The sequence below is a fragment of the Nannocystis exedens genome, assembly GCF_002343915.1.
Taxonomy (GTDB): domain Bacteria; phylum Myxococcota_A; class Polyangia; order Nannocystales; family Nannocystaceae; genus Nannocystis; species Nannocystis exedens.
In genome coordinates this window covers 7,049,558-7,064,214 of the sequence record NZ_NETK01000001.1, presented here as the reverse complement: position 1 = coordinate 7,064,214, position 14,657 = coordinate 7,049,558, and the positions used below count along the sequence as shown (strand labels likewise).

General features: G+C 70.2%; 12 protein-coding genes. 7 read left to right on the top strand and 5 right to left on the bottom strand.

The window, feature by feature from the left end; genetic code table 11:
- Positions 1-8 precede the first annotated feature (8 nt).
- Complete coding sequence (locus tag NAEX_RS27820) at positions 9-3,305, top strand: efflux RND transporter permease subunit (protein ID WP_096330509.1); 3,297 nt, start codon at positions 9-11, stop codon at positions 3,303-3,305.
- A 70-nt stretch (positions 3,306-3,375) separates the two neighbouring features.
- Positions 3,376-4,977 (top strand): TolC family protein, encoded by a 1,602-nt coding sequence (locus NAEX_RS27815; RefSeq protein WP_096330508.1) that lies wholly within the window; start codon positions 3,376-3,378, stop codon positions 4,975-4,977.
- Positions 4,978-5,078: 101 nt separating this feature from the next.
- On the opposite strand, the gene cgtA is transcribed toward NAEX_RS27815, so the two are convergent.
- From cgtA to NAEX_RS27795, 4 genes are all read right to left on the bottom strand, one after another.
- On the bottom strand, positions 5,079-6,308 hold the full coding sequence (cgtA, locus tag NAEX_RS27810; protein WP_096330507.1) for an Obg family GTPase CgtA: 1,230 nt from the start codon (positions 6,306-6,308) through the stop codon (positions 5,079-5,081).
- Positions 6,309-6,311: 3 nt separating this feature from the next.
- Positions 6,312-6,602, bottom strand: a complete 291-nt coding sequence (gene rpmA, locus NAEX_RS27805; RefSeq protein ID WP_096330506.1) for a 50S ribosomal protein L27 — start codon at positions 6,600-6,602, stop codon at positions 6,312-6,314.
- A gap of 21 nt (positions 6,603-6,623) precedes the next feature.
- On the bottom strand, positions 6,624-6,944 hold the full coding sequence (gene rplU, locus NAEX_RS27800; protein WP_096330505.1) for a 50S ribosomal protein L21: 321 nt from the start codon (positions 6,942-6,944) through the stop codon (positions 6,624-6,626).
- 195 nt (positions 6,945-7,139) lie between these two features.
- On the bottom strand, positions 7,140-8,666 hold the full coding sequence (locus NAEX_RS27795; RefSeq protein ID WP_143825643.1) for an MYXO-CTERM sorting domain-containing protein: 1,527 nt from the start codon (positions 8,664-8,666) through the stop codon (positions 7,140-7,142).
- 302 nt (positions 8,667-8,968) lie between these two features.
- On the opposite strand from NAEX_RS27795, the gene NAEX_RS27790 reads away from it, so the two are divergent.
- Positions 8,969-9,439 (top strand): lytic transglycosylase domain-containing protein, encoded by a 471-nt coding sequence (locus tag NAEX_RS27790; protein ID WP_170136063.1) that lies wholly within the window; start codon positions 8,969-8,971, stop codon positions 9,437-9,439.
- 193 nt (positions 9,440-9,632) lie between these two features.
- On the opposite strand, the gene NAEX_RS27785 is transcribed toward NAEX_RS27790, so the two are convergent.
- The gene (locus NAEX_RS27785; protein WP_096330502.1) at positions 9,633-11,240 is read right to left on the bottom strand and encodes an ABC-F family ATP-binding cassette domain-containing protein; all 1,608 of its coding nucleotides are present in this window, start codon (positions 11,238-11,240) and stop codon (positions 9,633-9,635) included.
- Positions 11,241-11,399: 159 nt separating this feature from the next.
- Between NAEX_RS27785 and NAEX_RS27780 the strand changes: the two genes are divergently transcribed.
- From NAEX_RS27780 to NAEX_RS27765, 4 genes are all read left to right on the top strand, one after another.
- Positions 11,400-11,978 (top strand): hypothetical protein, encoded by a 579-nt coding sequence (locus tag NAEX_RS27780; protein ID WP_143140336.1) that lies wholly within the window; start codon positions 11,400-11,402, stop codon positions 11,976-11,978.
- Between the two features lie 150 nt (positions 11,979-12,128).
- Positions 12,129-13,766 (top strand): L-glutamate gamma-semialdehyde dehydrogenase, encoded by a 1,638-nt coding sequence (gene pruA, locus NAEX_RS27775; RefSeq protein WP_096333752.1) that lies wholly within the window; start codon positions 12,129-12,131, stop codon positions 13,764-13,766.
- A gap of 89 nt (positions 13,767-13,855) precedes the next feature.
- Positions 13,856-14,143: a hypothetical protein gene (locus NAEX_RS27770; RefSeq protein ID WP_096330500.1), complete on the top strand. Its 288-nt coding sequence runs from the start codon at positions 13,856-13,858 to the stop codon at positions 14,141-14,143.
- A gap of 7 nt (positions 14,144-14,150) precedes the next feature.
- Positions 14,151-14,645: an MOSC domain-containing protein gene (locus NAEX_RS27765; protein WP_096330499.1), complete on the top strand. Its 495-nt coding sequence runs from the start codon at positions 14,151-14,153 to the stop codon at positions 14,643-14,645.
- Positions 14,646-14,657: the final 12 nt, after the last annotated feature.

Below are 14,657 nucleotides of genomic sequence, written 5' to 3'. Positions count from 1 at the left end.
GTCCCGCCATGCTGCTCGCCGAAGTCTCGATCCGCCGCTCCATCTTCGCGACGATGCTGATCGCCGCGCTCATGGTGTTCGGCTTCTTCAGCCTGCCGCGCATCGGCGTCGAGCTGTTCCCGAACGTCGAGTTCCCGGTCGTGACCGCGACCGTCGTCTACCCCGGCGCCGACCCGGAGACGATGGAGACCAAGGTCGCCGACCCGATCGAGGAGGCGCTGCAGTCGATCAGCGGCGTCAAGCGCATGACCTCGCGCAACCTCGAGGCCGTCACCCAGGTGGTGATGGAGTTCGAGCTCGAGGTCGACGGCAACCAGGCGCTGCAGGACGTGCGCGACAAGATCTCGGCGATCGAGCGCGACCTGCCGCAGGGCATCGACCCGCCGGTGGTGCAGAAGTTCGACGTCGGCGCCGCGCCGATCCTCTCGATCGCGCTGGCCGGCGACCTGCCGATGGCCGAGATGACGCGGATCGCCAAGGACGAGGTCAAGCAGCGGCTCCAGCAGATCTCGGGCGTCGGCAACGTCGACCTCATCGGCGGCCGGGAGCGCGAGATCAAGGTCCTCGTCGACCCGGCGCGCATGACCGGCTTCGGCCTCACCGCCGACGACGTCGCCAACGCCGTGCGCGCGCAGAGCCTCGAGCTGCCGGCCGGCTTCATCAAGACCGGCACCAGCGAGCTGACGCTGAAGACCCGCGGCGAGGTCAAGAGCGCCGCCGAGATCGCCGACATCCTGATCCCCGGCCCGCCCGGCGCGGTGGTCCGGATCCGCGACGTCGCCGAGGTCATCGACGACGTCGAGGACGCCCGCTCGGCCTCGTTCCTCAACGGCAACTCCGCGCTCGCGCTGGTCGTCAAGAAGCAGTCCGGCGCCAACGTCGTCGCCCTCGCCGAGCAGGTCCGCGAGGTCCTGGAGGAGATGCGCCCCGACCTCGAGCGGCGGGGCATCACCGCCGCCGTGCCGACCGACAACTCGGTGTTCGTCGAGCACGCCATCGGCGACGTCAAGTTCGACCTCCTCCTCGGCGCGTTCCTCACCATCGTCATCATCCTCGTGTTCCTGCACGACATCCGCGCGACCTTCATCGCCGCGCTGGCGATCCCGACCAGCATCGTGGCGACGTTCGCGTTCATGCAGTACATGGGGTTCTCGTTCAACAACATCTCCATGCTGGCGCTGTCGCTGTCGATCGGCATCCTCGTCGACGACGCGATCGTGGTGATCGAGAACATCTACCGCCACCTCGAGATGGGCAAGCCGCGGATGCGCGCCGCCCTCGACGCGACCAGCGAGATCGGCCTCGCCGTCATCGCCACCACCCTGTCGATCGTCGCGGTGTTCGTGCCGGTCGCCTACATGAAGGGCATCATCGGCCGCTTCTTCTTCCAGTTCGGCCTCACCGTGTCCGCGGCGGTGCTGCTGTCGATGCTGGTGTCGTTCACGCTGACGCCGATGCTGTCGTCGCGCATCATGCGGCAGCAGCACGGGCACGCGCCCGGCCTGTTCGCGCGCCTGTTCAACAAGATGTTCAGCGCCGTCGAGCGCGCCTACGCCGGCGTGCTCCGCTGGGCGCTGCGCTGGCCGTGGACCACCGTCCTCATCGCCCTGCTGTCGCTGTTCGGCTCGTGCGCCCTCGTCACCCGCGTGCCCGCCGAGTTCCTCCCGCCCGAGGACCAGTCGCAGTTCGCCGTCAACGTCGAGCTGCCGACCGGCACCGCGCTCGAGGCGACCATCGAGACCGCCGAGGCCGTGGCCGCCGACCTGCGGGCCAACCTGCCGCAGATCAAGGACACGTTCACCACCATCGGCGGCGGCGCGGTCGGCCAGGTCAACCGAGCGCGCATCACCGTCACCCTCGCGCGGCCCAAGGAGCGCGGCTTCTCGCAGCAGGACGCGATGAAGTGGACCCGCGAGCGCCTCGCCGGCGTCGAGGGGGCGATGTTCACCGTCGACCAGCTCGACCCGTTCGGCAACGACGGCGGCTTCCGCAGCCAGCCGATCCAGTTCTCGGTCCGCGGCACCGACCTCAACGAGGTCGTCGCCGCCGCCGAGGCGCTCAAGGGCCAGCTCGCCGAGACCGGCAAGTTCGTCGACCTCGACACCTCGTACCGCGGCGGCAAGCCCGAGGTCGCGATCGCCGTCGACCGCAACAAGGCGGCCGACCTCAGCGTCCCGATCGCCTCGATCGCCCGCACCGTCCGCTCGCTGATGGCCGGCGACCCGATCTCCGACCTCAAGGAGGGCTCGGAGATCTACGACGTCATCCTCTACATGCCCGAGTCGCTGCGCTCGAGCTTCGAGTCGCTGAGCAACATCAAGGTCCGCGCGGCCTCGGGTCGCCTGGTCGACCTCTCGGCCGTGGTCCGCGTCGAGCGCGGCGAGGGCCCCAGCGAGATCGAGCGCCAGAACCGCTTGCGCCAGGTGCTGGTGCTGGCGGCGCTCAACGACATCACCCTCGGCGAGGCCCAGCAGATCGTCACCGACGCCGCCAAGCGCGTCGTGCCGGCGAAGCTGCAGACCAGCTTCATGGGCGACGCCGAGGTCATGCAGGAGTCGTTCGAGTCGATGCTCTTCGCCCTCGCCCTGGCGATCATCCTCGTCTACATGATCCTCGCGGCCCAGTTCGACAGCCTGATCCAGCCGATCACGATCATGGTCTCGCTGCCGCTGTCGGTCGTCGGCGCGTTCGGCGGCATCTACCTCGCCGGCATGTCGCTCAACATCTTCTCGTTCATCGGCCTCATCATGCTGATGGGCCTCGTCACCAAGACGGCGATCTTGCTGGTCGACTTCGCCAACGGCGAGCGCGAGAAGGGGGCCGTCATCACCGAGGCCCTGGTCCAGGCGGGCACCATCCGCCTGCGCCCGATCGTCATGACCGCCGCGGCCACCATCTTCGGCATGATCCCGGTCGCCCTGGCCCTCGGCGAGGGCGGTGAGACCCGCGCGCCGATGGCCGTCATCGTCATCGGCGGCATGATCACCTCGACCGTCCTCACCCTCGTCGTCGTCCCCGTCGTCTACCTGCTGTTCGACCGCATGGTCACCAGCCGGTCGATGCGCTGGATCAGCTTCAAGTTCTTCGGCGTCGACGCGAGCAAGCCGGCCGAGACCCTCGACGACCCGGTCCCGACCGCGCCGGTCGCCCACACCGCGGCCCCGACCGCCCACGCCGCTCTGCCGCCCGATCTCGTCATGCCGGTGCTGGTCGCCGAGGCCCCGCCGCCGCCCTCGGACGACTTCGAGATCGAGCGCGAGGTCGTGTTCCCCCGCCTCCGCCGCGTCACCAAGCCGCCGGAGTGAGCGGCTCGGGGCGCCTTCCCCCTCGAACAGGTTCTTTCGAACAGGTTCTTTCGCACAGGAATCTTCCGCCATGTTTCTTGTTTGGTCTGTCGCCCTGGCGCTGGCGGCCCCGGCCCCGCTGGGCCCGCCGCCGCCGCCCTCCCGGCAAGCTCCGCCCGCCGCCGCCGACGCGGCCCCCTTCGACGCCGCCGCCTACCTGCGCGAGGGCCCGCTCGCCGAGGCGCTCGCGCCCAAGCCCGGCGGCCTCACGGCCGACAAGGTGGCCGTGCAGGCCGTCGCCGAGTCGCCCTCCGTCGCCGCCAAGGAGGCCCAGATCCAGGCCGCCGCGGCCAAGCTCGACCAGACGATGATCGCCTTCCTGCCGCAGATCTCGGGCAAGGCCGGCTACACCCGCCTGTCCAAGGCCGCGATCAACTTCGGCGGCGGCTACAGCGTCGGCGCCGCGACCGGCCCCGAGGCCGGCGGCGACCCGATCCCGATCGGCATCGGCCCGTGCGCCATGGGCTCGCCGCAGATGTGTACGGTCGATCCGAACACCGGCCAGCCGCTCACCCTCGTGGTCGCGCCGCCGTTCAAGATCCAGATCCCGCTCAACTCGTACTCGCTGCAGGCCCAGCTCGCGGTCCCGATCTCCGACTACATCCTGTCGCTTGTGCCGGCCAAGCGCGGCTCCGAGACCCGCCGCGACGCCGTCGCCCTCGCCCGCGACGCCGAGCGCATCAAGGTCGAGACCGACGCCCGCCTCGCCTACTACAACTGGCTGCGCACGATCGCCTCGGTGGTCGCCGTCGAGGACTCGCTGCGCCGCGTCAAGGCGCGCGCGCTCGACGTCGAGAACCTGTTCAACGCCGGCAGCGCGACCAAGGCGGAGGTGATGCGCCTGACCGCGCAGATCGCCCAGATCGAGCAAGCGATCAACGACGCCCGGGTGTTCCGCACGACCGCCGAGCAGGGCCTGGCGATCATGCTCAACGACCAGGACCTCGACTTCGTGCCGGGCGAGGACGTGATCGAGCTGCCGCCCGACATGCCCGACCTCGGCAACCTCGACGCCCTGATCCGCGAGGCCCACAGCAAGCGGCTCGAGCTGAAGTCGCTGGAGAAGAGCATCGGCGCGGTCGACTACGGCATCAAGGCCACCCGCGCCGGCTACTTCCCGCGCCTCGACGCGTTCGCCGAGGCCACCTACGCCAACCCGAACCAGCGGTTCTTCCCGCTGGCGCCGGTGTGGCGCGGGTCGTGGTCGCTCGGCGCCCAGCTGACCTACTCGCTCAACTCGGCCCTGAGCACGCGCTCGCAGATCCGCGAGTACAAGGCCAACAAGCGCGAGCTCGTGGCCCAGATCGAGCTGATGCGCCGCGGGATCGCCATGGAGGTGACCCAGGCCTACCTCGCCCGCAACAAGGCGATCGCCGACATCGAGCTCAGCGCCCGCACGCTCGAGTCCGCGGTCGAGGCCTACCGCGTCGCCACCGAGCTGTTCGCCGTCGGCTCCGCCACCACCAACGACATCATCGACGCCGAGGCCGACCAACTCACCGCGATCCTCCGGATCGTCAACTCGCGCATCGACCTCCGCACCGCCAACGCGCGCCTGCTCTACGCCACCGGCCGCCTCAAGCCCAACAACGTCCAGGTCTACGACGCCCGCGACAAGGCGACCCGCGGCTAGCCGGCCGACGCCGGATGCTCGAAGGGGCATGTCCACCAGGACATGCCCCTTTCGTCATGCTCGCAAGGACATGCCCGCGCGAGCATGTCCCGGCGCCGGCGCTAGCTCTGGCTGACCGGTGACGGGCCCGAGGCGGCGCCGCGGCGGACCATGTCGACGCGGCGCCACAGCGCCTCGAGCAGCTCCGGCACGCCCTCGCCGGTGCGCGCCGAGACCGGGAACAGCGGGATGCCCTGGGCACGCAGCGCCTTGCGCAGCGGGCCCATCGCCTCCTGGCCCTCGGGCGTGTCGATCTTGTTGAGCGCGACCACCCGCGGGCGGCCCTCGAACATCGTGCCGTACTGCGCGAGCTCCTTCTCGAGCGCCTTGAGGTCGGCCATCGGATCGCGGCCGGGCGTCGGGTCGGGCGAGAGCAGGTGCAGCAGCACGCGCGTGCGCTCGAGGTGGCGCAGGAAGTCGAGGCCGAGGCCGCGGCCCTCGCTGGCGCCGTGGATCAGGCCCGGCACGTCGGCGACCACCAGCGAGCGCTCGCCGGCCAGCGCGACCACGCCGAGCTGCGGCACCAGGGTGGTGAACGGGTAGTCGGCGACCTTCGGGCGCGCGCGGCTGATCGCGCGGATGAAGGTCGACTTGCCGACGTTGGGGAAGCCGACGATGCCGACGTCGGCCAGCAGCTTGAGCTCGAGCCGCAGCCAGTAGGCCTCGCCGGGGACGCCGGGCTCGGCGAAGTCGGGCGAGCGGTTGGTCGAGCTGCGGAAGTGGACGTTGCCGCGGCCGCCGAGGCCGCCGTGGGCGACCACCAGCTCCTGGCCGTGGAAGGTCAGGTCGCCGAGCTGCGTCCCGGGCTCGAGCTCCGACTCGCGCCGGTCCTTCTCGGCCTGGGCGCGGCGGATCGGCCCCGACTTCTGGACCCGCACCGGCTCCGGGATGTCGGTGCCGTCGTCGGTCCACGCGATCGCGCCGATCTGGTCGAGCTCCTCGTCGACGTTGTCGGCCAGCCACGGCGGACGCTCGCCGGGCTCGCCGGCCAGCGCCTCGAAGAACACGGTCGTGCCGACGGGTACGCGGATCCGCAGGTCGTTGCCCGAGCGGCCGGTCATCTTGTTGGGGCCGCCGGGGCGCCCGCTCTCGGCCGCGAAGTGCTGGCGGAATTTCAGGTCCAGCAGCGTCGTCAAATGATCGTCGGCGACAAAGACGACATCGCCGCCCTTGCCGCCGTCACCGCCCGCGGGACCGCCGTCGGGCACGAACTTCTCACGGCGCCAGCCGACCAGCCCGTCGCCGCCTCGCCCAGCGCGGACGACGATCCGGACCTGGTCGATGAAGCGCATCGCTCACTCCGCAGCGGCGGCAGCGTCTGCCTCGGCCGCGAGCGGGTCGATGGCGACGAACGCCTTGCGCTCGTGGCCCCGCTTGTAGAAGCGGACCTTGCCGTCGACCAGCGCGAACAGGGTGTAGTCCTTGCCCGTGCCGACGTTCGGCCCGGCGTGGAAGCTGCTGCCGGCCTGACGGACCAGGATGTTGCCGGCGCGGACGACCTCGCCGCCGAACCGCTTCACGCCGCGGTTCTGCGCGTTCGAGTCGCGGCCGTTCTTGATCGAACCTTGACCTTTTTTGTGTGCCATCGTCGTTCTCCAGGGCGCGGATCAGCCCGTGATCGAGGTGATCTTGACCTCGGTGTAGGCCTGCCGGTGGCCCTGCTTCTTGCGGTAGTTGGTGCGCTTGCGGAACTTGTAGACGATGAGCTTGGGCCCGCGCCCGTGGCTCACGACCTTGGCCTCGACCTTGGCGCCGTCGACCAGCGGCTTGCCGATCTTCACGGTGTCGCCCTGGCCGACGAGCAGCACGTCGAAGTTGACGGTGGCGCCGGCTTCCACCGGGAGCTTCTCGACGCGGAGCACCGAGCCGGTGCTGACGCGGAACTGCCTCCCGCCGGTACGAATGATGGCTTGCTGGTTCTCAGACACGAAGCGCTCGCATTCTCTGGGGCGATCCGCCCGCCCACGCGGCAGCCAGATGGTGGCTGCGACCGCCCGGATCGTTCTTCGAGACCCTCGCCGGGCGCGAGGGAACAGGCTTATATGCGTGGCCCCCCGGGCCGGTCAAGCCGCGGGGGCGCGGTGGAGGTCACGCGCGCATTCGCGCACGAACCGCCTCGGAGTTCAGGCCCGGCGGCGCCGGCGGGCCCGGTGGGCCAGCCACAAGCCGAGCAGCGGCAGGCCCAGCGCGCCGCCCGCCCCCTGGTCGGTGCTGCGGCACTCGCACCCGCCCTTGTCGAGGGCGCCGGGGCCGTCGTCGGTGGTGGCGCCGTCGCTGGCAGATCCCCCCGCGTCGTCGCCCTCGGAGTCGAGGGCTCCGGTGCTGTCGCTGCCCTCGCTGTCCCCCTCGCTGTCGCCGGCGGTGCTGGTGGGCGCCTCGGGGGTGCCGACGATGATCGTCAGCTTGTCCTGGACCACGTGCTCGGCGTGGTCCTCCGCCTCGAGCACGACCTCGTAGACGCCGGTCTCCAGGTTGGCGAAGTACCACGCGCCGACCTTCTCGTAGTCGACCTCGTCGAGCGCGACCTCGCCGTCGCGGCTGACCTTGATCCGCCAGCCGACGCCGCCGTAGTTGTCGTGGATGTCGGCCTTGACCTCGATGTCGGAGCCGACCTCCAGCTCGATCACGTCGCCCTCGGGGAGGATGTTGACGGTCGGCGGCTCGGTGTCGGGCTCGGGGGTGCCGAAGATCTTGGCGAGCTCCGCGAGGTCGTTCTGCTGCTCGCTGTCGACGCCGCAGTAGATCTCGTGGATCAGGCGGCAGCCGATGGTGCCGGGGCCCTGGCACTGCTCCTCGCACAGGTCCTGGCAGTTGTCGCCGAAGTGCTTGTTGTTGCCGGCCTGGTAGCTCATGATGCGATCGCTGCCGAGCGTGTGGTCGAGGCCCCACGCGTGGGCGATCTCCTGGCTGATCGTCGCCGAGCTGCTGTCGAACGCGTAGACCACGTTGCGCTGGTCGCGGTCCTCGCAGTCGGTGCCCGGGGCGACGCCGCCGGCCGGGCTGCTGATGTTCGTGTCGGACCACGAGCCGCCGACCATCGCCATCGTGTAGGGCACGGTCTTGCTCGGGCGGTTGAGGTAGAGGACGCGGACGCCGAGCGTCTCGAGGTCCTGCTGGACCGCCTGGATCAGGGTCAGCGCCGTCGCCTCGGAGCCGTTGAACACCGGGTACGGGTGGTTGTGGCGGGCCAGCGTCGACTTGTTCTCGGCCGAGTTGTCGTCGCCGGCCTTGAGCATGCCGCCGTTGAAGTTGAGGAACACCGTGCCCTTGCGCGGGTACTGGTTGCCCTCGATGTCCTCCCAGGCCGGGAGCGGCTTCGGATCGATCTGCTTGCGGCCCTCGGCGATCTCGCGCCGCTGCACGACCTCGCCGATCTGCACCCACCCCTCCGGCAGCTGCCCCGGCGCCTGCGGCTCCGACGCGCGCGCGCTCAGGGGCAGCGTGTCGAGCAGCGACAGGTCCGGCTGCTCGACCGGCTCGGCGACGAACTTGCCACGCGACTGCAACACCTCGCGCATGTCGTACCGGTGCGCGCCCGTGGCCATCTTCGCGTAGGGGTCGTACCGCTCGCCGTCGGCGGCCGCGGCGACCGCCGGCAGCCCGACCGTCACGCCGCAGAGGAGGAGAAGTGCGTCTGCCTTCAAAGCCATGTCTCCGCTCCTGCCTGCTCGCCGAGGCGAGCTACGAGAACCCATCATACGAACATTCCCTTTGAGCACGCGTGGCGAGATGCACGCCCGTCTCGATTTTTCGCTAAAGTCTGGGTCCTCCTCCGGACAATGTAGGATAAAGCACACCCATGACTACCCTACAGCCTTCGACCGCGCCGCGCGCCCTCCCGGGCCTCCGTCATGCGCGATGGACCGTTGTTTGGATGGCGCTGGGCGGCGTCTTCGGCGCTCCCGGCTGTGCGACCTCAGTGGAGCCTGCGCGATCTCCTGGGGAGGCGTCGATGGCCCCGCAGGACGGCGGCGGAGGCGACGCCTGCGAACGCTGGCCCGCCGGGCAGCGCGAACAAATCGCGGCGGTGCAGCCGCACGTGCGGTCGGCGGCCAAGAAGAACAAGCTCGACCCGCGGCTCATCAACGCGGTGATCTGGGTCGAGAGCAAGTTCAACGCGCGGGCCCGAGGCCCGGGGGGCACGCAGGGGCTCATGCAGCTGATGCCCTCGACCGCGCGCGAGCTGGCGAGCAGCCTCGGCGAGCGCTCGCGCCCGCTCGACCCCGGCTTCAACGTGCGCGCCGGCAGCCTCTACCTGGCCCGCATGATCCGCAAGTTCGACGGCAACACCGAGCTCGGGCTGGCCGCTTACCACGGCGGACCGGGGCACGTGCTCAAGTGGCGCAAGGCCGGCAAGCGCGGCGTGCCCGACGGCAGCAAGAAGTACGTCGAGAAGATCAACGCCGCCAAGAAGATGTTCTGAGCCGCCCGCGGGGATGCGCGCCGGCCCGGAGCCGCGGAGTCAGAGCCGTGCGCGCGGGCCGACCCTCTTGAGGGGGCGCCCTTCGCGGGATCCCGCCCGAGCTCCTGTCCCGAGCGCCTGTCCCGAGCGACAAGTCCCTCCGAACAGGGCCCTCGGGACATGCCCGTCAGGACATGTCCCGGAGCGCCGAAACTCAGCGGGCGGCGGTCTTGCCGGTCTTCTCGAGGAACTCCTCGTAGTTGCCGGGGAACAGGTCGTAGCCCTTGTCGCCCTTGAGCTCGAGCACCTGGGTGGCGACCTCGGAGACCATGGCGTGGTCGTGGGACACGAAGATCAGCGTGCCCTCGTACTTCTGCATCGCCTCGGTGAGGGCGCGGATCGACTCGAGGTCGAGGTGGTTGGTCGGCTCGTCGAGCAGCAGCAGGCTCGGCTTGATCAGCGTCATCTTGGCCAGCAGGAGGCGCACCGTCTCGCCGCCGCTGAGCGCCTTGACCGGCTTGTCGGCGTCCTCCGAGGGGAACAGCATGCGCCCGAGCAGGCCGCGGATCTCCTCGACCGTCGACTTCGGGTCCCACTGGTACAGCCACTGGAACGCGGTCCGGTTCTCGACCTTGCCGAGCCCCTCCTCGTGGTCCTGCGGCAGGTAGCCGAGCACGACCTCGTGGCCGAGCGTGACCTTGCCGCGGTCGGGCTCGTAGGTGCCGGCGATGCACTTGAGCAGGGTCGTCTTGCCGATGCCGTTGGGGCCGACGATGGCGATCTTCTCGCCGCGGGTGGCGTTGAAGGTGATGTCCTTGAGGACAGGCTTGCCGTCGAACGACTTCCACAGGCGGTCGACCGACAGCGCCAGCTTTCCGCTCGGGGTCTTCTGCTCGAAGCGGATGAACGGCCGCTGGATGTTGCTGCGCTTGAGGTCGACGAGCTCGATCTTGGCGATCGCGCGCCGCCGCGACTGCGCCTGGCTGGCCTTCTTGGCGTTGGCGCCGAACCGCTGGATGAACTCCTTGAGCTCGGAGATCCGCTTCTGCTTGCTCTGGTTCTGCTTCTCGGCCGAGATCCGGTACTGGATCTTCTGCCGCAGCATGTCGTCGTAGCCGCCGGTGTAGGTGATGATGTTCTCGTAGTCGACGTCGGCGGTGTGGGTGCAGACCTCGTTGAGGAAGTGGCGATCGTGCGAGATGACGACCAGCACGCCCTTATACTCGAGCAGGAAGTTCGTCAGCCAGTGGATCGACTCGAGGTCGAGGTGGTTCGTCGGCTCGTCGAGCAGCAGGATGTCGGGGTTACCGAACAGCGCCTGGGCCAGCAGCACGCGCAGGCGCATGCCGCCGGTCAAGGTCGACAGCGGCTGCTCGTGCTCGGCGGCCGGGATGCCGAGGCCCTCGAGCAGGCGCTCGGCCTCGGTCTCGGCGCCGTAGCCGTCCTCCTCGCTGATGATCATCTCGAGCTCGCCGAGGCGCATGCCGACCTCGTCGCTCATGTCGCCGCTGGCGAGCAGCTTGTCCTTCTCCTCCATGGCGTCCCACAGGCGGCGGTTGCCCATGATGACGACGTCGCGGATCCGGCAATTCTCGTAGCGGAAGTGGTCCTGGTGGAGGACCGACAGGCGCGTCCGCGGCGGCTTCCACACGCCGCCCTTGTCGGGGTCGAGCTCGCCGGCGAGGATCTTCATGAAGGTCGACTTGCCGGCGCCGTTCGCCCCCGTCAGACCGTAGCGGTGACCGGGCTCGAACGACGTCGTGACGTCGTCGAACAGCACCTTCCCGCCGTACGACTTGGTGATCTCAGATACCGTCAGCATCGCTGGCTTCCTCGCAAATAACCTCGTTCAGGGCCGCGCCCCGATCGGCGACGATCGCAAGGCGCCACAAGGCCCCGAGGCCGGCACGCCGCTTGCCGGGCGCGCCGGTGCGTGGTTAGCTTGCGGGACTTGCACCGGCAACGCCCAATCCTCCTCGCCGTGAGCCTCATCGCGGTCGCAGCGTGGGGGGTTCCTCACGAGGTGCAGGCCTGCAGCTGCATGCCGCCGCCCGCGCCCACCGTCGCCCGCGACCAGGCCGAGGCCGTGTTCGAGGGCCGCGTCGAGCACGTGCAGACCTCCGACACCACCGGCATGGTCCGCTACGTGCTCGCCGTCCAGCGGGTGTTCAAGGGCGACCTGCCGGCGTCGACGACGATCGTCACCCGCTCCAGCAGCGCCGCCTGCGGCCGCAGCTTCGTCCTCGGCAAGCACTACCTGGTCTACGCCCACCGCACCGGCGAGGGCGATCTCGGCGACACGATGTGCTCACGCACCCGGCAGATGGGCACCGCCGACGAAGATCTCGCGGCGCTCGGCGCCGGCACGCCGCCCCCGGCTCCGGCCTCGCCCGAGACGCAGAGCCGCGAACCGCCGCGCATCGAGCCTCCAGCCGCGCCGCCGGCCGTGGACGGCCCAGCCCCGGCCACCCGCCGCGGCTGCGACCTGGCCGCCAGCGGCCCCGCCAGCCTCGCCGGCCTCGCCCTCCTCGCCCTCCGCCGTCGCCCGCGCCGCCGCTGATGTGCGCGATCCCGCGCATGCAGACCCCTGTCAGCGAGCCCGGAGCCTGATAGCCTTCGCGCCCGTCTGGGCGGCATGCCTGGAGCCACCACGACCGTCGCCGACGGCCGGGATTCCGTGCATGCTTGCGCCAGCCTGGAGACCGCCCTGATGTCGTTTGGCCTGTTCCGCGTCCCCGACCCAGTCAACGAAGCCGTGCGCACGTACGCGCCCGACACGCCGGAACGGGCTTCGCTCAAGGCCTGCTACGCCGACCTCGCCGGTAAGAAGTTCGACCTCCCGCTGTGGATCGGCGGCAAGGCGGTCCGGACGGGCAACATCAGCCCCATCATCTGCCCCCACAACCGCAAGGCCGAGCTCGGCGGGTTCCACCAGGCAGGGACCCGCGAGGTCGGCGACGCCATCGCTGCGGCTCAGGCCGCTCGCGCCGACTGGGCGGCGATGCCGTGGGACCAGCGGGCGGCGATCTTTCTGCGGGCGGCGGCGCTGCTGCGCGGGCCGTTCCGCGACCGGCTCAACGCGGCGACGATGCTGAACCAGTCGAAGACCGCCCACCAGGCCGAGATCGACGCCGCCTGCGAGCTCATCGACTTCTTCCACTTCAACGTCCACTACCTGACGCAGCTCTACGCCGAGCAGCCGATCTCGGCCCCCGGCACGTGGAACCGGGTCGAGTACCGCCCGCTCGACGGCTTCGTGTTCGCCGTGACGCCGTTCAACTTCACGTCGATCGCCGGCAACCTGCCGACGGCGCCGGCGCTGTGCGGCAACACGGTGGTGTGGAAGCCGGCCTCGACCGCGGTGCTGTCGGGCTCGGTGATCATGGAGCTGCTGCAGGCCGCCGGCCTGCCGCCGGGCGTCATCAACTTCGTGCCCGGCTCGCCCGCGGCCATCGGCGAGCAGGTGCTGGCCCACCGCGACCTGGCCGGCGTCCACTTCACCGGCTCGACCCCGGTGTTCAAGCAGATGTGGCGGTCGATCGGCAACAACATCGACAACTACGTCAGCTACCCGCGCCTGGTCGGAGAGACAGGCGGCAAGGACTTCGTGTTCGCCCACCCGAGCGCGGACGTGCAGTCGCTGGCGCACAACCTGCTGCGCGGCGCCTTCGAGTACCAGGGCCAGAAGTGCTCGGCCGCCTCGCGGGCGTACATCCCCGACAACCTGTGGCCGCAGGTGCGGGAGATCCTGGCCGACGGCATCGCCGGCATCAAGGTCGGCGACGTCGGCGACTTCACCAACTTCATGGGCGCGGTGATCGACGCCCGCAGCTACGCCAAGCTGCGCGAGGCGATCGAGGAGGCGCGCAGCCGCCAGGGCGGGCGCGTCGGCGAGGTCATCGGCGGCGAGAGCGACGACAAGACCGGCTTTTTCATCCGCCCGGCGATCATCGCCGGGGTCGAGCCCGACTACCGAACGATGAAGGAGGAGCTGTTCGGGCCGGTGCTCACGGTCCACATCTACCCGCAGGGGCGCTTCGAGGAGACGCTGGCGCTGTGCGAGCGCGGCAGCGAGTACGCGCTGACCGGCGCCATCTTCGCCGAGAACCGGGGCGCGATCGTCGAGGCGACCGAGACGCTGCGCCACGCGGCCGGCAACTTCTACATCAACGACAAGCCGACCGGCGCCGTGGTTGGCCAGCAGCCGTTCGGCGGCAGCAAGGCGAGCGGCACCAACGACAAGGCGGGCAGTCTGCTCAACCTGGTGCGGTGGATCTCCCCGCGGACGATCAAGGAGACCTTCACGCCCCTCCGCGACTACCGCTATCCGTTCATGAACGCCGGCTAGGGCGGCGTCCTCGGCCGCACAGCGGGCTGCGCGCATCCGCGCCTCGACTTCGTCTACCTTCGCCCGTAAGCCAGTCCCGAGGACCCCTCATGCGACACGTCACCCTCTCCGCCTGCGCGTCCCTCGTCCTGCTCCTTGGGGCATGTTCCAACGGCAAGGCGACGGAGGCCGAGTGCGCCCAGTTCGCGGCCCACTTCGAGAGGTTGATGGCCGGCGGGGCCAGCCCGGCCGAGGTCGACAAGACCACCCGGCTGGCGAAGGACATGGCGAAGGACCTCCAGGCCACGTGCCTGAGCGAGGGCACCGCCGCCGAGGTCCGCTGCGCGCTGGCGGCCGACTCGATGGAAGCGCTGCAGCGCTGCGGCGACGCCAAGTGAGGCGACCATGGCCACGGCCCCGGACGAGCGCGGCGTCGTCGTCGGCGTTCACGTCAACCCCGCGGGCGGGGTGCCGAAGCACGCCGTCGGCCTTGCGCTGGTGACCACGAGCGGGGTCGCCGGCGACCGCCAGCGCGACCTCAAGCACCACGGGGGCCCCGACCGCGCGGTCTGTCTGTTCGCGCTCGAGCGCATCGAGGCGCTGGCCGCCGAGGGTCACCCGATCGCCCCCGGCACCACCGGCGAGAACCTCACGATCGCCGGCCTCGACTGGGACCGCGTCGGCGTCGGCGACCGCCTGGCCGTCGGCGACGACGTGCTGCTCGAGATCACCGGCCCCGCCCCGCCCTGCAACACGATCGCCGGCTCGTTCACGGGCGGCGAGTTCAAGCGGATCTCCGCCAAGCTCCACCCCGGGTGGAGCCGCCTCTACGCCCGGGTCCTGCGCGAGGGCGTGGTCCGCGAGCGAGCCGCGGTCTGTCTGCTCGGGCAGGACCCTTAGGACCTGCCCTTC